The 19367-nt window shown below is 40.2% G+C and carries 16 protein-coding genes; 5 read left to right on the forward strand and 11 right to left on the reverse strand.

Features of this window, described 5'->3' with window-relative positions:
- Positions 1 to 54 precede the first annotated feature (54 nt).
- Positions 55 to 204: a hypothetical protein gene (locus tag MKL36_RS06975; RefSeq protein ID WP_000877774.1), complete on the reverse strand. Its 150-nt coding sequence runs from the start codon at positions 202 to 204 to the stop codon at positions 55 to 57.
- A gap of 146 nt (positions 205 to 350) precedes the next feature.
- Between MKL36_RS06975 and metH the strand changes: the two genes are divergently transcribed.
- Positions 351 to 4037: a methionine synthase gene (gene metH, locus MKL36_RS06980; RefSeq protein WP_021511434.1), complete on the forward strand. Its 3687-nt coding sequence runs from the start codon at positions 351 to 353 to the stop codon at positions 4035 to 4037.
- Between the two features lie 38 nt (positions 4038 to 4075).
- Here metH and MKL36_RS06985 read toward each other — a convergent pair whose 3' ends face one another.
- From MKL36_RS06985 to MKL36_RS07005, 5 genes are all read right to left on the reverse strand, one after another.
- Positions 4076 to 5305 (reverse strand): hypothetical protein, encoded by a 1230-nt coding sequence (locus MKL36_RS06985; protein ID WP_021511433.1) that lies wholly within the window; start codon positions 5303 to 5305, stop codon positions 4076 to 4078.
- A gap of 198 nt (positions 5306 to 5503) precedes the next feature.
- Positions 5504 to 6508 (reverse strand): transketolase family protein, encoded by a 1005-nt coding sequence (locus MKL36_RS06990; protein ID WP_004748016.1) that lies wholly within the window; start codon positions 6506 to 6508, stop codon positions 5504 to 5506.
- A 10-nt stretch (positions 6509 to 6518) separates the two neighbouring features.
- Positions 6519 to 7364 (reverse strand): transketolase, encoded by an 846-nt coding sequence (locus MKL36_RS06995; RefSeq protein ID WP_086374224.1) that lies wholly within the window; start codon positions 7362 to 7364, stop codon positions 6519 to 6521.
- A gap of 19 nt (positions 7365 to 7383) precedes the next feature.
- On the reverse strand, positions 7384 to 8685 hold the full coding sequence (locus MKL36_RS07000) for an MFS transporter (protein ID WP_021511431.1): 1302 nt from the start codon (positions 8683 to 8685) through the stop codon (positions 7384 to 7386).
- A gap of 75 nt (positions 8686 to 8760) precedes the next feature.
- The gene (locus MKL36_RS07005; RefSeq protein ID WP_021511430.1) at positions 8761 to 9510 is read right to left on the reverse strand and encodes an SDR family NAD(P)-dependent oxidoreductase; all 750 of its coding nucleotides are present in this window, start codon (positions 9508 to 9510) and stop codon (positions 8761 to 8763) included.
- Positions 9511 to 9694: 184 nt separating this feature from the next.
- On the opposite strand from MKL36_RS07005, the gene MKL36_RS07010 reads away from it, so the two are divergent.
- The gene (locus MKL36_RS07010) at positions 9695 to 10570 is read left to right on the forward strand and encodes a LysR substrate-binding domain-containing protein (protein WP_086372225.1); all 876 of its coding nucleotides are present in this window, start codon (positions 9695 to 9697) and stop codon (positions 10568 to 10570) included.
- Positions 10571 to 10581: 11 nt separating this feature from the next.
- Here MKL36_RS07010 and MKL36_RS07015 read toward each other — a convergent pair whose 3' ends face one another.
- Entirely contained in the window at positions 10582 to 11028 is a 447-nt protein-coding gene (locus MKL36_RS07015; protein WP_021511428.1) for a hypothetical protein, read from the reverse strand.
- Positions 11029 to 11219: 191 nt separating this feature from the next.
- Between MKL36_RS07015 and MKL36_RS07020 the strand changes: the two genes are divergently transcribed.
- Positions 11220 to 12365 (forward strand): aldose epimerase family protein, encoded by a 1146-nt coding sequence (locus MKL36_RS07020; RefSeq protein WP_021511427.1) that lies wholly within the window; start codon positions 11220 to 11222, stop codon positions 12363 to 12365.
- A 67-nt stretch (positions 12366 to 12432) separates the two neighbouring features.
- Here MKL36_RS07020 and MKL36_RS07025 read toward each other — a convergent pair whose 3' ends face one another.
- A complete protein-coding gene (locus tag MKL36_RS07025) occupies positions 12433 to 13653 on the reverse strand; it encodes an MFS transporter (RefSeq protein WP_021511426.1) in 1221 nt (406 codons plus the stop codon).
- Between the two features lie 106 nt (positions 13654 to 13759).
- On the opposite strand from MKL36_RS07025, the gene MKL36_RS07030 reads away from it, so the two are divergent.
- Positions 13760 to 14548: an AraC family transcriptional regulator gene (locus MKL36_RS07030; protein ID WP_021511425.1), complete on the forward strand. Its 789-nt coding sequence runs from the start codon at positions 13760 to 13762 to the stop codon at positions 14546 to 14548.
- Here the strand turns inward: MKL36_RS07030 and MKL36_RS07035 are convergent.
- Both MKL36_RS07035 and def read right to left on the reverse strand, forming a co-directional pair.
- Positions 14515 to 15837: a glutaminase gene (locus MKL36_RS07035; protein ID WP_000856715.1), complete on the reverse strand. Its 1323-nt coding sequence runs from the start codon at positions 15835 to 15837 to the stop codon at positions 14515 to 14517. The two genes, MKL36_RS07030 and MKL36_RS07035, sit on opposite strands and share 34 nt — an antisense overlap.
- Positions 15838 to 16015: 178 nt before the next feature.
- Positions 16016 to 16498 (reverse strand): peptide deformylase, encoded by a 483-nt coding sequence (def, locus tag MKL36_RS07040; protein ID WP_021511424.1) that lies wholly within the window; start codon positions 16496 to 16498, stop codon positions 16016 to 16018.
- 234 nt (positions 16499 to 16732) lie between these two features.
- Between def and MKL36_RS07045 the strand changes: the two genes are divergently transcribed.
- Entirely contained in the window at positions 16733 to 18031 is a 1299-nt protein-coding gene (locus MKL36_RS07045) for an MFS transporter (protein WP_000371873.1), read from the forward strand.
- Positions 18032 to 18092: 61 nt separating this feature from the next.
- On the opposite strand, the gene MKL36_RS07050 is transcribed toward MKL36_RS07045, so the two are convergent.
- Positions 18093 to 19289 (reverse strand): hypothetical protein, encoded by a 1197-nt coding sequence (locus tag MKL36_RS07050; RefSeq protein WP_000753775.1) that lies wholly within the window; start codon positions 19287 to 19289, stop codon positions 18093 to 18095.
- Positions 19290 to 19367: the final 78 nt, after the last annotated feature.

Here is a 19367-nt window from a genome sequence, read left to right on the forward strand (position 1 = left end):
GCACCTTTCCCCGACTGTTTTTATTTTTTTCTTAAAATACAATAATTTAAACCATTAATTATGAGCTCCTTTTGTGCTTATTTTTACAGCAAAAAAATAAATAAAATTACCGATATGTCTATTTTTCATACAAAGCAACTGTAATATTTCGGCATATTGAGCATGAAATATTTCAATATCATGATCATTTGATGAATATTTCATGAAAATTCCTTTGTTTTTGACATAAAGCGATCTCTTTTTTTAACTTTTTAGTCAGCTACACCTGACCTTCGTAGATCATCATTTGTGCTGCTATTCTGTTACAATAGCGCCGCATTTTTAAATTCATATAAAGATCGGGGTTTTCTATGTCTACGCTTGCCACCCTAAAAGCGCTTCTTGCTAAACGCATTCTGATTATTGATGGTGCAATGGGAACCATGATCCAGCGCCATAAATTGGAAGAAGCTGACTACCGTGGTGAGCGTTTTGCTGATTGGGCACATGACTTAAAAGGTAACAATGACCTTTTGGTTTTAACACAGCCTCAAATCATTCAAGGTATTCATGAAGCCTACCTCGATGCTGGTGCAGATATTATTGAAACCAACAGCTTTAACGGCACACGTGTTTCAATGTCTGACTATCACATGGAAGATCTTGTTCCAGAGATTAACCGTGAAGCAGCACGTTTAGCCAAAGCAGCTTGCGAAAAATATTCGACTCCAGACAAACCGCGTTTTGTGGCAGGTGTACTGGGGCCAACATCTCGTACATGTTCAATCTCTCCAGATGTGAATAACCCTGCTTTTCGTAACATTAGCTTTGATGAACTAAAAGAAAATTATATTGAAGCGACTCATGCACTAATTGAAGGTGGTGCAGACATTATCCTGATCGAAACTGTATTTGATACTTTAAACTGTAAAGCAGCGATTTTTGCAGTCAAAGAAGTCTTTAAACAAATTGGTCGCGAATTACCAATTATGATTTCAGGGACCATTACCGATGCATCAGGCCGTACTTTAACAGGTCAGACAGCGGAAGCTTTCTGGAACTCGGTTCGTCATGGCGATTTGCTTTCAATCGGTTTTAACTGTGCCCTTGGCGCAGATGCCATGCGCCCTCACGTAAAAACTATTTCCGATGTCGCAGATACCTTTGTTTCAGCGCACCCAAATGCAGGCTTACCAAACGCATTTGGTGAATATGATGAAACTCCAGAGCAAACTGCAGCTTTCTTAAAAGAGTTTGCTGAAAGCGGTTTGATTAACATTACTGGTGGTTGCTGTGGTACGACACCAGACCATATTCGAGCTATTGCCAATGCGGTAAAAGACATTGCGCCTCGCCAAGTGCCTGAAACGGTACCTGCTTGCCGCTTAAGTGGTTTAGAACCATTTAATATTTATGATGATTCATTGTTTGTAAATGTTGGTGAACGTACTAACGTTACCGGTTCTAAAAAATTCTTACGTCTCATTCGTGAAGAGAACTTTGCCGAAGCTTTAGAAGTTGCACAGCAACAGGTTGAAGCTGGCGCACAGATTATTGACATTAACATGGATGAAGGGATGCTCGATTCGCAAAATGCGATGGTGCATTTCTTAAACCTTGTAGCATCCGAACCTGACATTTCACGTGTGCCGATCATGATTGACTCATCGAAATGGGAAATCATTGAAGCTGGCTTAAAATGCGTACAAGGTAAACCAGTTGTTAACTCAATTTCCTTAAAAGAAGGTTATGACGAGTTCGTCGAAAAAGCCCGCCTCTGCCGTCAATATGGTGCCGCAATTATTGTGATGGCCTTTGACGAAGTGGGTCAGGCCGACACTGCTGAACGTAAACGTGAAATCTGTAAGCGCTCTTACGACATTTTAGTAAACGAAGTAGGCTTCCCTGCTGAAGATATTATTTTTGACCCGAACGTATTTGCAGTTGCGACTGGTATTGAAGAACATAACAACTACGCAGTCGATTTTATTGAAGCAACGGGCTGGATTAAACAGAACTTACCGCATGCCATGATTTCTGGCGGTGTGTCTAACGTTTCGTTCTCATTCCGTGGTAATGAGCCAGTTCGTGAAGCCATTCACTCTGTATTCTTGTACCATGCCATCAAACAAGGCATGACCATGGGTATTGTGAACGCAGGTCAAATGGCTATTTATGATGATATTCCTACCGAGCTAAAAGAAGCGGTTGAAGATGTCATTTTAAATCAGAATCAAGGTGAGTCTGGTCAGGCTGCAACTGAAAAATTACTTGAAGTTGCAGAAAAATACCGTGGACAAGGTGGTGCAACAAAAGAAGCCGAGAACCTTGAATGGCGCAATGAATCAGTTGAAAAACGTCTTGAATATGCCTTGGTTAAAGGTATTACTACTTATATTGACCAAGACACCGAAGAGGCTCGCTTAAAATCAAAACGTCCTTTAGATGTAATTGAAGGGCCACTGATGGACGGTATGAACGTCGTCGGTGACTTGTTCGGTTCAGGCAAAATGTTCTTGCCACAAGTTGTAAAATCTGCCCGAGTCATGAAACAAGCAGTGGCATGGCTCAACCCGTACATCGAAGCTGAAAAGACCGAAGGACAGTCTAAAGGTAAAGTCCTGATGGCAACGGTTAAAGGTGACGTACACGATATTGGTAAAAATATTGTAGGCGTAGTACTTGGCTGTAATGGCTATGACATTGTTGATCTTGGCGTGATGGTCCCTTGCGAGAAAATCTTGCAAACTGCGATTGATGAAAAATGTGACATCATCGGATTGTCTGGTCTGATCACCCCATCTTTAGATGAGATGGTATTTGTTGCTAAAGAAATGCAGCGTAAAGGCTTTAACATTCCTTTATTAATTGGTGGCGCAACCACTTCTAAAGCCCACACAGCAGTAAAAATTGACCCTCAGTATCAAAACGATGCGGTAATTTATGTTGCCGATGCTTCACGTGCTGTTGGTGTAGCGACAACCTTGCTTTCGAAAGAAATGCGTGGTGCATTTATTGAAGAGCATCGTGCTGAATATGCCAAAATTCGTGAGCGTTTAGCCAACAAACAACCAAAAGCGGCCAAACTGACTTATAAAGAGTCGGTTGAAAATGGTTTTAAAATTGATGAAAGCTATGTGCCACCAAAACCAAATCTTTTGGGAACACAAGTTTTAAAGAATTATCCGCTTGCTACACTCGTGGATTATTTTGACTGGACGCCATTCTTTATTTCTTGGAGTTTAACTGGCAAATTCCCGAAAATTTTAGAGGATGAAGTGGTCGGCGAAGCAGCAACTGACTTGTACAACCAAGCACAAGCAATGTTGAAAGATATTATCGACAACAACCGTTTTGATGCTCGTGCTGTTTTTGGTATGTTCCCTGCTCAGCGTACAGATGCAGATACCGTCAGCGTATTTGATGAAGCTGGTCAAAATGTTACGCATACTTTTGAGCACTTACGTCAGCAATCTGACAAAGTGACAGGTAAACCGAACTTGTCTTTAGCAGATTACATTCGTGCTGACCGCGAGCAGCAAGACTACTTGGGCGGATTCACTGTATCGATTTTTGGTGCAGAAGAACTGGCCAATGAATACAAAGCCAAAGGTGATGACTACTCTGCAATTTTAGTGCAGTCATTAGCTGACCGTTTTGCTGAAGCCTTTGCAGAACATTTACATGAACGTATTCGTAAAGAGTTCTGGGGCTATAAAGCGGATGAGCAGCTCAGCAATGAAGAACTGATTAAAGAGAAATACGTCGGTATTCGCCCTGCACCAGGTTATCCTGCTTGCCCTGAGCACTCTGAAAAAGCAGTGTTGTTTGACTGGTTAGGTTCTACCGACAAAATCGGTACTAAACTGACTGAACACTTTGCAATGATGCCACCATCTTCGGTGAGTGGTTTCTATTATTCTCATCCACAAAGTGAATACTTTAACGTGGGTAAAATCTCACAAGACCAACTTGAAGATTATGCAAAACGTAAAGGTTGGACACTTGATGAGGCGAAGCGTTGGTTAGGGCCGAATTTAGATGATTCGATTGTTTAAGTTATTAAAGGAACATCCCCTCAATTGAGGGGATTTTTTTATTTTTGTTCAAATACTCCTGTAATATGAGTCATACCATTAAGTGTATTTACTCCTGCTTTTACATTATGAAAATAAAAGGTTTGTCTATTACTATCTGAAGTTATGCCAGAACAAGGGATTTCTCGATTTCCGCACATGAACTCTTGTTCACCAACTATTGTTTTAACGCTTAAATGTCCTGCAAGCTCTTGAATGATAGATATATCAATTAATTCATTACTATTTTCAAAACCTAGATTATAAATTTTTTGATCATTTTTAACTGTAGCTATATAACGATTGTGAATAGGCAACATTACTATTTTTTGATCCCCAAATTGTAAGTCACTATAAGTTTTAGGCATGTTCATATTTACACTAACATTTAGTTTCCTATTATTAGTATGATCAATCAATTCTATATTTTCGAGATTAAACTCTATATTTTTTTGATCTTCCTTCCAAAACTGATCGCTCAATTTCTCTATATTTTCAAAATCCCCACCTTTATATACCAAATTAATTAATGCATTACTTTTCACCTTATTTTCATAAAATATTATACTTAAATATGAAATATCTTCATTTTTCTTCAAAGTAATTTTTTTTGTAGTGTATATTAATTCATTATTATAATATTGCTTTGACTCTTCAAAATCTATAATTTTAAAAATACTTCCATCAATAGCAATATCATTAACTTTGATAGCTGAAAACCTATCTTTTTGAAACAATGGCCAATTTGAAGGAACCGTAAAATTTATATTTCCAGACACAACTACGGGAACTCTATTTCCTATCTCCTCTCCATTTATAGAAGTTACTGAGAACTCATTTTTGGACTGATTCAAATCAAAACTCAATTTAAATTTATCCCCGAAATTTTCTATCTTATATGTCGTACCATCTGAACAAGTTAAGAGTGGTAAACATATAAGTGCCTTATTTAAAGTATCCTTCCATACCAGATAATCTAAACTCGCTATATTTGAATAAGGTTTTAATGAAATAGAGCCCAAGAGCTTTTTTTCCTGTCCCGTTAAATTAATCAAGACAGCTTCAGTAGGTTCATTACCATAAGCAATTAGGTCATAGTTGGTTATGGCTGGGTTTAATTCAACCTTTTCATTAACATTAACGCCTTGTATAAACAATGTATTATCTTTATTTGGTACTATACTTTGGTTATTTTCACCACATCCAGCCAATATTAAAAAACTTAATAGACTAAAGTGTATTTTTTTCATTTTTTCAAATCCTATTTATAATTTTTATTCATCTTATAACAGATAATTATTTAAACCAAACCTTCAAAATAGCCAACTTCCTGTTAATTGATGTTTACATTTCATTAGCATATTAAGATAAAAAATCCCCTAACCTTTAAGATTAAGGGATTTCAACGAATGTATTTCCATACTATCCACATTAAGCAAATACTACTTTTACTTCAAATGTGACTTAATCTTCTCTTTAACTGCTTCAGTTGAAATACCATATCGATCATGCAAAGTGGGTAATGCGCCTGCATCTAAAAATGCATCTGGCAAACCAATCATGTCAAAACGAGGATGTTGCCCATTTCTTAGAAGTAGTGAGCCGACAGCTTCACCTAACCCACCAATGACTGAATGATTTTCGGCAGTTAAAACAGGTCGGCCACCTTTTGCGACTTCATCCAGAATAGTTTGTTCATCTAAAGGCTTAATGGTAGGCACATGCAGCACTGAAACCTCAAGGCCCTCTTTTTCAAGTTCTTCAGCTGCCTCAAGCGCACGCATGGTCAATAAACCAGTAGAAATAATGAGTAAATCTTTACCCGGTTTAATCACCTGTGCCTTACCCAATTTAAATTGGTAATTATATTTATCGAGCACTAACGGAACCTGACCACGCAATAAACGCATATATACGGGGCCATTATGCGCGGCAATCTGAGGAATCGCCTGTTCGATTTCCAAGGCATCACATGGATCGATAACCATCAAGTTCGGCATAGCACGGAAAATTGCAATATCGTCAGTCGCCTGATGGCTTGGGCCATAGCCCGTGGTTAACCCCGGGAGTGCCGCCACAATTTTGACATTAAGGTTATCTTCTGCAATCGCCATACAAATAAAGTCATAGGCACGGCGTGATGCAAACACGGCATAAGTTGTTGCAAAAGGAACAAATCCTTCACGAGCAAGTCCTGCTGCTGCGCTCATCAAAAGTTGTTCTGCCATGCCCATTTGGAAAAACTTGTCTGGGTTTTCTTTGGCAAAGATATGTAGATCAGTATATTTTGATAAATCCGCTGACAAACCCACGATATCGTCACGCTCTTTTGCTAAGGCATTCAGTGCATGTCCAAATGGAGCTGGTTTGGTCGGTTGGCCCTCGGCAGCAATAGAAGCAATCATTGCCGAAGTGGTTAGTTTTTTCTTAGGGGGATTGGCTAACTGGCTCATGGTGTATTCCTTACTGTCCATAGTGGGTCAAAATATTTAAAGCGTCGTCCCATTCATGTTCATCAACACGAATGAAGTGTGTTTTTTCGCGGCTTTCCAAGAACGACACGCCTTTACCCATTTTGGTGTCACAAATAATGACGCGTGGGCATGTTCCCTTATAGTTTCGTGCTTGATCGAATGCCTCAAGCAAAGCTTCCATATCGTTGCCATCTACACGTTGGGTGTACCAACCAAAAGACTGCCAACGATCAACAATTGGCTCAAACGCTAAAATTTCGCTTGAGTGCCCATCTGCCTGCTGATTATTCACATCAATAATGGCAATCAAGTTATCTAGTTTCCAATGAGAAGCAGACATCACAGCCTCCCATGTTGAGCCTTCATTTAGCTCCCCATCGGACAGTAAGTTATAGACAAAAGCATCTGATTTTTTCTGTTTCAGTCCTAGACATGCGCCGACTGCAATTCCAAGACCATGACCCAATGAGCCACCTGTAATTTCCATACCCGGTGTATAGGAAGCCATGCCCGACATCGGTAAACGACTGTCATCTGCACCATAGGTTTCAAGCTCTTCAAGCGGGATAATTTTTGCTTCAATTAAGGCTGCATAGAGTGCAATTGCATAGTGCCCAATAGAAAGATAAAAACGGTCACGCCCTTCCCATTCGGGGTTTTCTGGCTGATATTTCATGGCATGGAAATAAGATACTGCCAGTAGATCTGCTGCACCCAAAGCTTGCCCAACATAGCCTTGGCCTTGTACTTGCCCCATACGTAAAGCATGCTGGCGAATGTGGTAGGCACGTTGTTGCAACTCGGCAATTTGGCCTGCTCTATCAACATTTAACATTGTCATTTACTATTCCTTATTAACGATTAACCAGTTTTGCCGGAACACGCAGAACCAGACTGGCACCGAAAATTAATACTGCTGTGATTAAGAACATGCCGATTGCATTTGAACCCGTGTTAGTAGTGACCCAACCGATTAAATAAGGTGAGCAAAATCCGGCAAGGTTGGCAAAGCTATTGACGGCTGCAATACCTGCCGCAGCGGAAACACCACCCAAAAAGTTGGTCGGTAACATCCAGAATAAAGAGGATGCTGTCAGCACACCTGAGGCTGCGATGCAAAGGCAAATTAAAGAGAACGTTAGATTTGAAGCGAATAAAGTCGCAAATGTGAGTGCTATAGCACCTGCACACATCGGAATAATTAAGTGCCAGCGGCGTTCTTGGAAATGGTCGCCGCTACGCCCCGCCAAAATCATGACCACAATGGCACACATATAAGGCAGGCTTGTGAGCAAACCAATATGCCAGTTATCACTAATGCCCGAGTTACGAATGAGAGTTGGCAACCAAAATGTAATTGCGTATTGGCCCATCACTACACAAAAGTAGATACCTGCCAGTAGCCATAAGCGTTTATCCGCGATGAACTCTTTGACGCTAGCATGGCCTTCTTTGTGCTGGTTATCCTGAGCAAGCTCTTGCTTCACCAAGTTTTTTTCGTCTTGGGTTAGCCAGTTGGCTTCTTGAACTGAATCTTTTAAAACAGCAAGTACAAGCAAGCCAACAAGCACTGTGGGAATGGCCTCAATTACAAACATCCACTGCCAGCCAAACCAGCCATGTACGCCGCTCATTCGGTCCATGATTAAGCCTGAAAGTGGGCCACCAATCATTCCCGAAATTGGAATTGCGATAAACCACAGTACGGTCATGCGTGCACGGCGGTAAGACGGGAACCAGTAAGTGAGGTAGAGCAACAAACCCGGAGCTAGTCCAGCTTCAGCGACACCCAGTAAAAAACGTAAGGTGTAAAATTGCCATTCAGTTTGAACAAAAGCAAAACAGCCTGACAAAATGCCCCATGTAATCATGATTCGGGCAATCCAACGCCGTGCACCTACTTTATGAAGCACAATGTTACTTGGTACTTCACAAAGAAAATAACCAATAAAGAAAATCCCTGCGCCTAGCCCATATACAGCTTCACTAAACTGTAAATCGCTCATCATTTGGAGTTTGGCAAAACCCACATTTACTCGATCTAAATAGGCACAAAAATAACAAAGCATTAAAAATGGCATGAGCCGAAATGCAATTTTTCGATACGCCGATTTACGAATCGTTGTATCTACTTCAGATGAAAATACTGTATCCATCATGCGAATCCCTTTACATTTGGCCACAGTATCCTCTTGTGACCATCATTCTATTTTTATTTAAATGGTGAGCGATTAATGAATAAGCATGCCACCATTTACATCGAGTGTTACACCAGTCAAATAAGCTGACAGGTCACTTGCCAAAAATAGTGCTGCATTTGCAACGTCTTGTGCTTTACCTAAACGGCCAAGCGGAATACCAGCCAGAATGTCGTGACGACGGTCATCATTCATTAAACCGCCAGTAATATCAGTCTGAATTAGACCGGGAGTAAGAGAATTTACACGAATCTGGTCACCACCAAACTCACGAGCCATCGCTTTTGCCAGACCTAACACGCCTGCTTTAGCAGCGCTATAGTGTGGCCCGCCAAAAATACCACCGCCGCGTTGTGCTGAAACTGAAGATAGGCACACAATGCTTCCACCACCGTTTGCTTTCATAGATGGAATAACCGCTTGCGACATAATCAGTGTTCCGCGTAGGCTGACATCTAAAATGCGGTCATAGTCATTGCGCTGAATATCGAGTGTTTTAACTGGCTGAGTAATGCCAGCATTGTTAATTAAAATATCAATCTTGCCGTAGTGCTGTAGTGCTTGTTCAACAGCTGCTTTGACCTGTTCTTCATTTGCAACGTTTGCAGCGAGACCTAAATGTCCTTCACCAAGTGCCTTTGCAGTGTTTTGGCTTTGAGCAAGATCTAAATCAACAATAATGACTTTGGCACCTTGTTGTACAAAGATTTCTGCGGTTGCTCGCCCAATTCCACGTTCTGATGCTGCACCCGTAATTAATGCCACTTTTCCTTGTAGTAACATGTTGAATCCTCTTTTACGCTTTATTTCCTGAGTTCTGACTTAGAATCCCTTTTTTCACAAAGCCCAGCAATCATGTCGAATTCAACAAGGCATGAAAAAAATTCATGCCTATGCTATTTTCAAATAAGTTTTAGGGATAAAAACGGATCATTTCATGGACAGTAGTGAAAACAATTTCAACCAGATGCCATCAATTAAAACATTACAGGCTTTTGAGCAAACTGCCCGTTTTGGCAATGTTGCTAAGGCAGCAGAGAATTTAAATCTCACCCCTTCGGCAGTGAGTCACCAAATTGCTAAGCTTGAAGAAATGATTGGGCAGAGTTTATTTATTCGTGGTGCCCGTGGTGTGACACTTACTCCTTCAGGTGAACGCTATTTTCAAGATGTCACCACCATTTTGCATAACCTAATGTTAGCCACAGAAAAAGCTGCCGATAAAAGCCCTAAAGACAGTTTATATATTCATTCATCCCCAAGTTTTGGTTTACTTTGGTTGCTCCCTCGCCTTGAATCATTTAAAGAAAAGTTCCCCATGATTCAGGTTAACCTATCGTGTTCATATGAAAATTTGCACTTTACCCGCGATAAGATCGATATTGATATTCGTCATGGTTTACCCAACTGGACAGGGGTAGAAATCAGAACCATTCGTAATGAAAAGCTTGAAGTGCTTGCGTCCCCTAAGCTACTGGAACGTAGTCCTGTGCATAAACCTCAAGATTTATTAAAGAAAGATCTGATTTTATCGCGCTCAACCTTAGTGACTTGGCCCCAATGGTTTGCCCATCAGGGTTTAAGCATTCCTGAATTTCCCTACACTTTGAGTTTTGACCGCTCTTATATGTCACTTGAGGCAGCCACACACGGGCTAGGTTTTGTTTTAGAAAGTAATTTACTCACTCAAAATTACTTAGAATCTGGAAAGTTGGTTAGAGTTTTTGCAGATGAGCTATCGATTCCAATCTCTGCTCATCACTTGGTATATCCACGAACCCACCAATTTATTCCTAAAATTGAGTTATTTTTAAACTGGATTCATGATGAATTGGCAGGCTGAGAAATCATTTCTTAAAGGATCTGAATTTGCTCAACTCGTAAGTGATGCATCATTTCTCGAATAAATACAAAGTAGGTAAAAATATAAAGCTGATCTGGGGCTACTTGATTCGTGTAGTAACTCAAACGCTCAATAAAATCATTAAATCCATGCTCAAGCTCGATACGGCTGATTTGCTTTTTAGCACTAAAAAATAACTTGCTCAGTTGTGCCATGGCGGTATCAGCCGTAACGGCTATACCATTTATATTGAGATTTCTGAGTGGCTGTGACTCGATGATTTCTTCAATAAAATAAATCATCTTTTCAATCGCAAGCTCATCAATAACACCATTGCTGATACTTTTTGAATTAATAAAACCTAAGCCCTGCTCAAGGTGAATGTGCTGGCTGTCGACATCAAACGAGAGACTACTTAGACCAAGTGAAAATTTTAAAATTGAATTAGGATGATTCATAAAAATAGCTTATTGTTGAAGTTTGCTAATAAAGTTAATTTGTTTATAACCCTAAATGGTATCGACTGTTCACTACTCAGCATTAACTGATCGATTATTATTAACACTATATATAATAAAAACCTCTTTAAAAAGATGAAAAATCAATCTTATATTCATCCAGTCTTACTATTACAAAATAGAGTATAAGCATGAAAAAATTAGCAATTTTAGGTGTTACGGTTTATAGCTTTGCACAACTTACCAATGCAGCAACGTTAAATGTAAAACCATATGGTACGACTCAAGGCGGTCAAAAAGTTGATTTATATACCATGAGCAATAACAAAGGAGTCTCGGTATCTTTTATTAGTTTTGGTGGTGTAATTACACAAATCTTGACTCCCGATGCGCAAGGCAAACAAAATAATATTGTTTTGGGCTTTGATGACTTAAAAGGCTATGAAGTCACTGATACCAAGGAAGGTATTCATTTTGGCGGATTAATTGGTCGTTATGCGAACCGGATTGGCAATGCTAAATTTAGCTTAGATGGGAAAACGTATAACCTCGAAAAAAATAATGGGCCAAACTCATTACATAGCGGCAACCCTGGTTTTGATAAACGTGTTTGGCAAGTTAGGCCCCTCGTTTCTAAAGGTGAAACTGTTAAAGCTTCTCTGAAGTTAACCAGTCCAAATGGAGATCAAGGTTTTCCTGGAAAATTAGATGTAGAAGTGATTTACAGTCTTTCAGATCAAAATGAATTTAAGATTGAATATAAAGCCAAAACTGATCAGCCTACAGTCGTCAACCTTACCAACCACAGTTATTTCAACTTATCAGGCGCTGGGAACAATCCTTATGGCGTGCTAGATCATGTGGTACAACTCAATGCAGACCGTATATTGGTAACCGATCAAAACTCTTTACCAACAGGTGAAATTGCTTCAGTTGCAGGTACACCTTTTGATTTTCGGACGCCTAAAGCAATCGTAAAAGATATTCGAGCAAATAATCAGCAATTGGCCTATGGATATGGCTATGACCAAACTTGGGTAATTAATCAAAAGTCTCAAGGGAAACTCAATCTTGCAGCTATTGTGGTTGACCCAAAATCTAAACGGACCATGCAAGTCTTAACCACTGAACCAAGTGTCCAAATGTATACAGCCAATCATTTATTAGGAAATATTGTTGGCGCAAATGGTGTGCTCTATCGACAAGCAGACGCACTAGCATTAGAAACACAGCATTTTCCAGACAGCCCGAATCAACCGGCTTTCCCGTCTACACGTTTAAACCCAAATCAAACTTATAACAGTGTTACCGTATTTAAGTTTGGTGTTCAAAAATAGTCTTTCTAATGAGGCTATGTTCATATTAAAAACACTCTCAGCTGAATATGGCTGAGAGTCTTTTCATTTATTTAACTTTTGTGTTTGGTAAAAGTGCCGTTGCAAAACCAAGTAATGGCAACAATGAACATAAACCAAATACCCATTCAATGCCGTTAATATCCGCTAAATGCCCTAGCCCCGCTGCGGCAATACCACTTACCCCAAACATAAGGCCAAACATTAAACCTGCAATCATGCCTACACGGCCCGGAACAGCTTCTTGTGCATAAACCACCATCGCTGCAAAAGCAGATGACAACACCAAACCTGCAATAATTGAGAAAACCGTTGTCCAAAATAAGTTTGCATACGGCATCATTAATGCAAACGGCGCCATGCCAACAAATGAAACCCAGATCACAGCTTTACGGCCGATCTTATCGCCAATTGGGCCACCCGCAAATGTACCTACAGCCACAGCTGCCAAAAAAGCAAATAAGTGTAATTGAGCTGTTTGAATACTAATATGGAACTTTTGAATTAAATAAAAAGTAAAATAGTTACTAATGCTGGCAATGTAAGTAAATTTAGCAAACATCAACACACTAATTGTGCCCAAGGCGATAATGAGCTTACGGCCATGCAATTTGGTATGTGCTTGCGTAGCACGTGTAACCACCTGACTTTTAGCATGGTTTACTGTCCAGCGGCTTACACCAAATAAAACCCAAATCGCTAAAAGTGCAAATATCACCAAGCCCGCAACTGCATGCTGCCCAAATGGAACAATTAATAATGCTGCTAATAATGGACCAATGGCAGTACCTGTATTTCCGCCCACTTGGAAAGTCGACTGAGCTGTACCGAAGCGCCCACCCGATGCCATACGCGCCACACGCGAAGCTTCTGGATGAAAGGTGGCAGACCCTACCCCAATCAGTGCAGATGCACATAACAACACGGCAAAACTTGGCGAAAAGGCTAACAAGATAATGCCGCAGAATGTGACGACCATTCCAAGTGGGAGAAGATACGGTTTTGGATTTTTATCGGTATAAAGTCCAATCCAAGGCTGTAGCAGCGAACCTGTAATTTGATATACAAACGAAATCAGGCCAACCTCCGCAAAACTCAGCGAAAAGTTTGCTTTTAGCATTGGATAGATGGCTGGTAGCACTGCCTGAATTAAATCGTTCAGTAAATGCGCAACCGCCACGGCGCCTACAATTTTAATAATCATTCCTTGAGGCTGATCATTTGCAACGGTATTGGCAATACCATCTTTCAATTGTATTGAAGACGTCATACCTGAAAAACTCCAATATTTTTAAATGAGATGCTTATTGTAAATTGTCGCTTATAAAGTTATCTTCCAATAATCATCGTATAAGTGACAATTTTTAGGATAGTTTATGTCCGATTCTCTTATTCAGTCCGATTTGTCTGAACTGGTAATTGGGCTATCTTCTGAGCATTCTTACCGAGAAATCACGCCTACCCACACGCATACACGTGCTCAGTTTTTATATGCGTCCACTGGCAACATTCAGGTGTTTACACCTAATCATGTGTGGATTGTGCCACCCATGTGTGCGTTATGGATTCCGGCAAATGTAGAGCACAGTGTGATTTCACTGAGTCACGTTAAGTTAAATACGGCATTGGTTGAAGTAAATGCAGCCGCACTCATGGGACAACATTGCTTTATTATTCGAGTCAGTAACCTGCTGCATGAACTCTTAATACGTTTAAATGAAATTGAACGAGAGGACACTTCAAATACAGCGACCTCTCAAGAGCTTTCCCGCTCTTTACAAATTTTGATTTTTGAAGAAATCCATCGGGCCAATTTGTTGCCTATTCAGATTCCGTGGCCGAAAGACAAACGATTATTAAAAATTTGCCAAGAGTTATTACATACGCCTGACAGTTCAAAAGATTTAACAGATTGGGCCGATGATATTGGTGCGAGTTCTAGAACTTTAATGCGCATGTTTCAAAAAGAAACGGGGCTGTCTTATCGGGCATGGGTACAGCAAATGCATATTGCACTTGCCTTGAGTAAAATCGCGAATGGCGAATCTATTGCCCAAATTTCAGAGTCACTGGGGTATACCAACCCCAGCGCGTTCAGTGCAATGTTTAAGCGACATCTAGGAAAAACACCTCAACAATTTAGAAGTGCCGCGATGTCGCTATAAGTCTTTTTTTTAGAGCGGATCTCATGCTTTTCTAATAAATCATCGAAATCATGATAAACATGAAGTTCTCGATCTTTAGCGGTTCTCGCATGATCTAGGCGCTGTTCAGGATCAACCAAAACAAGGGTATGACCATCATCAATCAGACGATCTACACCTTCTAAGAACATACGTTTACCCACATCGTGGATAAGTGAAATCTGGGTTAAATCAATCACGATTGTGCTTTGGTCAGTGGTCTCGTCTTGTAAAATACGCAACAACATTTCAGCTTCGGTAAACTTCAATACACCTCGAAGCACATACACACTCAATGATGCATCTTTCCCAGTACGATAATGGCTTTGTACAATCGTTTGTGCAGAAGGCGTACCTTCCATGAGATGTAATCCCATGTCACGAGATAATCGTTCTAAAATATCAATTCCTCGAACACTATGACCGTGCTCATCTAGTCGAGGTGAAAAAGCAGCAATACTAACTTGACCCGGCAGCACACCCAAAATACCGCCTGCTACACCACTTTTAGCAGGAATACCGACAGTTGAAAGCCAGTCACCCGCGGCATCATACATACCACAGCTCATCATGACACTGAGCACTTGTCTCACTACAGATCGGTTTAACAAACGCTTTCCAGTTTTAGGGTCGACCCCGCCGTTGGCAAGTACACTGCCCATACGTACCAAATCTTTAACTGTAACCATGATCGCACATTGACGAATGTAACCATTCACAATATCGACAGGGTCAGTTTCCAAAATCCCCACCGTGCGCAACATATAACCGATCGAAAGATTACGGTAGGCTGTTTTGACTTCCGAATCATAAACAGACTCATCAAAACTTAATTCACGACCAGCAAGCTCGCTCATAAAACGGCGTAGAATTTCTGCGCTATGTAAACCATGCTTGACCTGAATCAAGGAATGTACAGTAATTGCGCCAGAGTTAATCATCGGGTTTTTTGGACGACCATCTTTACCCAAGGAGATTTCATTGAAGGCTTCCCCCGAAGGCTCTACCCCTACTTTCGCAAGAACTGCATCAATGCCAAGTTGTTGTAAAACGTAAGCATACACAAAAGGTTTAGAAATCGATTGTATGGTGAATTCAACATCATCATCGCCGACCGAATAAATTTCACCATCTACCGTAGACATTGCTAAAGCTAATCGATTTGGGTTTGCATTTGCCAACTCAGGAATATAATCGGCGAGATGACCGCTGTTATCGATGTCACAGGCTTCTATAACATTTGCCAAATAATCTGGGAGAGGGGTTTTCATGGTCAGTAACCTTAAATGAGGAGATTTACAACATCGCGCAAAATTTCAGCACAACCTGCTGATAATATTAAAATTATATCTTTTGTAATGAGTTAAAAATCACGATATAAATATTTTAATTCTGTTCTCTTATTTATTTCAAGCTCATTATAGGTTTTTCAAAACTTTAAACTGAAGATTAGCTTATTCTTTCTACAAACAAGATTCCATTTAAATGATCGACCTCGTGTTGAACAATACGAGCAGGAAAACCGTGAAAAATTGTTTCAACTGCTTCACCCTGAAGTGTTAAGTATTTCACCTTAACCATTTCTGCACGTTCAACTTGTCCACGCTCATCCGGTACACTTAAGCAGCCTTCTTCGCCCAAACACGTTTCACTCGAAAATTCTAAAATTTCTGGATTTACCATGACCACAGCATTCATTTCAGGCGCATCCGGATAGCGTGGATTTGGTCGAGAAGCCACAATAATAATGCGTTTAGAGATATAAACTTGCGGTGCAGCAATCCCCACTCCATTGCGCTCAAGCATAGTTGCATGCATAGCATCAGCAAGCTGATAAAGCCAATTACTGTTTAACTCATTTGCCGAAACGGGAGCTACAATTAGTTTTAAAATATCTTCACCACGCTTCGCAACAGGTAAAACCACACTCATCCTTTGAATCTCTTATTAAACTGGCTATGACTAGTTTTATTGTGTCGCTGAACGGCCCAAAAGAAAAGTCATTCCTACATCTGTTTTTGTTTCATCTAAAGCATTTTTTGTTTTAAAGCTTTTTGATCTGCGTAAGTCCAATCGGCGTTGCCCTATAGAACAAATTTCCTCCATTTACTTTTACTTCACTTTTCCATTAATATCCAAACTTCAATTACAACAATTAAGTAAAAAATGGATCAGGAATTAACTTTGCAGGACGCGAACTATCTTAATAAAGAAGATAAACGAACCCTTGCCCTTTCTTCATTGGGTGGAGCTTTAGAGTTTTACGATTTTGTGATTTATGTGTTTTACGCCAAGATCATTTCCGACCTCTTTTTCCCAAGCACGCTTAGTCCGTTTTGGGCCATGCTCAATACTTACGGCATTTTTGCAGCAGGTTATTTTTTTAGGCCCTTAGGCGGGGTTGTCATGGCCCATTTTGGTGATTTGGTGGGGCGTAAAAAACTATTTTCGCTTTCTATTTTGCTGATGGCGCTGCCTACCCTGTTTATCGGGATTTTGCCCACTTTTGAAAATATCGGATATTTGGCACCGCTACTTTTGTTACTTATGCGTGTGGTACAAGGGATTGCGATTGGGGGTGAAATTCCAGCTGCATGGACTTTTGTATCTGAACACGTGCCTGAAAGAAAAATCGGACTGGCCAATGGTTTACTCACCGCTGGGCTGTCTTTAGGAATTTTACTAGGTGCACTGATGTCTTTATGGATTTCACTGAATTTTAGTGAAGGACAAATCCATGACTGGGCATGGCGTATTCCTTTCATTGTGGGTGGTATTTTTGGACTCGTTGCACTTTATTTAAGAACGTATTTGAAAGAAACCCCTGTGTTTAAAGCCATGCAGGCCCGTAAAGAAATTTCTAAAGAAATGCCAGTGAAGCAAGTCTTAAAAACGCATAAAACAGCCGTTGCAATTGGCATGTTATTTACATGGTTTTTAACGGGATGTGTGGTGGTGGTGATTTTAGCCATGCCAAATTTGTTGATTGGTTCATTTGGCTTTGAGCGCGCACAGACTTTTGAAATGCAAAGTGCAGCCATTGTCATGCAAATGGTCGGCTGTATTTTAGCAGGCTATTTTGCTGACCGTTTTGGCTGTGGCAAAGTCATGATGGTCGGTGCGCTTGCTGTGGCACTTACAGCGGCAGTTTTTTATAACAGTTTGGGGCACGCGGCACATTCAACCATTTTTGGTTTATATATGTTGTTGGGTCTATGCTCTGGTACTGTCGGCATGGTGTCGAGCAGTATGGTTAAAATGTTCCCCGCGCCTGTTCGCTTCTCGGGCATTTCATTTTCTTATAATTTATCGTATGCAATTGTTGGTGGTATGACACTGCCTTTAGTTCATTGGCTCAGCCAATATAGTGATATTGGTGCGATGTATTATATTTTCGCGCTAACCATTTTGGCCTTTGTAACTGCCTTTGTGTTTTGGAATAAGTTTGAAAAAAACAGGTATTAAAAATTTTCACTTATTAAATAAAAAACCACGCCGATTGCGTGGTTTTTTAATGCTGCTTATTTTAGAAAGTAAACCCGATATTAAAGTTAATACGGTATAGCCATTTATCACTATTTGGTGAAGTTGCAGAGGTATACCCTGTTGAGTTGGTTGCCCCACCAATAATGTTAGAGTTTTTACCCCAGGTATAATCTGCCCAAACCATAAATGGTGAAGCAATAAACATCATCCCTGTAGTGTTCATTTGCGAGTCTGACCAATCATCACGTTTTTTATCGAGATAACTATAGTCATTATAAAACTTAATGGCTTTTAGCTTGCCCATATTGGTCACAGGCAATGTATAAGCAAGGTTTAAACTGGCAATGGTTCCTTCCGAAGCAATGAAATAAGCAGGTGTAAAACCATTATTACCCATTAAGGTCATGTCACTATTTACACCATCCGGATTTTTAGCATCGTACTGATAGTGAATGACCGAACTTTGTAAGTTAAAGCGTTTGTAGTTGTTTTCGGTATGCAAACCGACTGCATAATATTTACCGTCTTTATCAGTCACTTTGTTATGTAGCTGAGCGATTGCACCCGAGACACCAAACTCTTGCTTACCGAAATCAGTTTCTAACTTGCGCACAATGCGGGTATTAAACTGATGACGTTTTTCATTCTGATAAGCTTTTTGAGATGGAAATGCATTTTCTTGCAAGTCATCATAAGTTGCACTTTCAGGTGAATAACGCAAGTTGGTTTCTAACATTTGCGGGTAATAACCGAGTTTTACATCCCAATCTTTGTCGTGATAATTCCAGTTAAGCCCCGGTGCAATGTTATTGCCATATCCTAAAAAGAATGGAATATGATAGGTCCAGCCATTTTGCGGATAGGGATAAATCGTAAATGGTTTATAAACCAGGCCCGCTTCAATGCTGTTATTGGCATCTAGGTTATAGCCCACATACGCTTTTTCAATGGACGTTTTCTGTTGGTCTTGAAATAGATAGCTGGCATTGATATAGGCATCATCAAACTTACCTTTGAGATCTACCCTGAAAATATCAAAATAGAGCTTACCGAAACCGCGGTTTGGCCCTTCCCAATCCTCATAACGTTGATTTAACCGAACCACCCCACCTAACTTTAATGAATCCGTGCCATCATCACTTTTCCATTCAAGCAATGAGTCTTTTGCAAATGCATTGACGCTTACCCCCAGCGTAAGCGGTGCAATGAATGCCATGATCAATGAAGTCTTTTTCATCTCTACATCCTTGATTGAGTTCCAGCGTCCTGCTGGAACTTTATTTGTTTTACCTGTAAAACTTCGTTTTTATTGTTT

This window comes from Acinetobacter sp. AOR12_HL, assembly GCF_027855275.1.
In the GTDB taxonomy this organism is placed as follows: domain Bacteria; phylum Pseudomonadota; class Gammaproteobacteria; order Pseudomonadales; family Moraxellaceae; genus Acinetobacter; species Acinetobacter baumannii.

Coding starts and splice junctions, on each gene's coding strand:
- MKL36_RS06975 (WP_000877774.1), bottom strand. CDS start 204: ATGAAATATTCATCAAATGATCATGATATTGAAATATTTCATGCTCAA.
- metH (WP_021511434.1), top strand. CDS start 351: ATGTCTACGCTTGCCACCCTAAAAGCGCTTCTTGCTAAACGCATTCTG.
- MKL36_RS06985 (WP_021511433.1), bottom strand. CDS start 5,305: ATGAAAAAAATACACTTTAGTCTATTAAGTTTTTTAATATTGGCTGGA.
- MKL36_RS06990 (WP_004748016.1), bottom strand. CDS start 6,508: ATGAGCCAGTTAGCCAATCCCCCTAAGAAAAAACTAACCACTTCGGCA.
- MKL36_RS06995 (WP_086374224.1), bottom strand. CDS start 7,364: ATGTTAAATGTTGATAGAGCAGGCCAAATTGCCGAGTTGCAACAACGT.
- MKL36_RS07000 (WP_021511431.1), bottom strand. CDS start 8,685: ATGGATACAGTATTTTCATCTGAAGTAGATACAACGATTCGTAAATCG.
- MKL36_RS07005 (WP_021511430.1), bottom strand. CDS start 9,510: ATGTTACTACAAGGAAAAGTGGCATTAATTACGGGTGCAGCATCAGAA.
- MKL36_RS07010 (WP_086372225.1), top strand. CDS start 9,695: ATGCCATCAATTAAAACATTACAGGCTTTTGAGCAAACTGCCCGTTTT.
- MKL36_RS07015 (WP_021511428.1), bottom strand. CDS start 11,028: ATGAATCATCCTAATTCAATTTTAAAATTTTCACTTGGTCTAAGTAGT.
- MKL36_RS07020 (WP_021511427.1), top strand. CDS start 11,220: ATGAAAAAATTAGCAATTTTAGGTGTTACGGTTTATAGCTTTGCACAA.
- MKL36_RS07025 (WP_021511426.1), bottom strand. CDS start 13,653: ATGACGTCTTCAATACAATTGAAAGATGGTATTGCCAATACCGTTGCA.
- MKL36_RS07030 (WP_021511425.1), top strand. CDS start 13,760: ATGTCCGATTCTCTTATTCAGTCCGATTTGTCTGAACTGGTAATTGGG.
- MKL36_RS07035 (WP_000856715.1), bottom strand. CDS start 15,837: ATGAAAACCCCTCTCCCAGATTATTTGGCAAATGTTATAGAAGCCTGT.
- def (WP_021511424.1), bottom strand. CDS start 16,498: ATGAGTGTGGTTTTACCTGTTGCGAAGCGTGGTGAAGATATTTTAAAA.
- MKL36_RS07045 (WP_000371873.1), top strand. CDS start 16,733: ATGGATCAGGAATTAACTTTGCAGGACGCGAACTATCTTAATAAAGAA.
- MKL36_RS07050 (WP_000753775.1), bottom strand. CDS start 19,289: ATGAAAAAGACTTCATTGATCATGGCATTCATTGCACCGCTTACGCTG.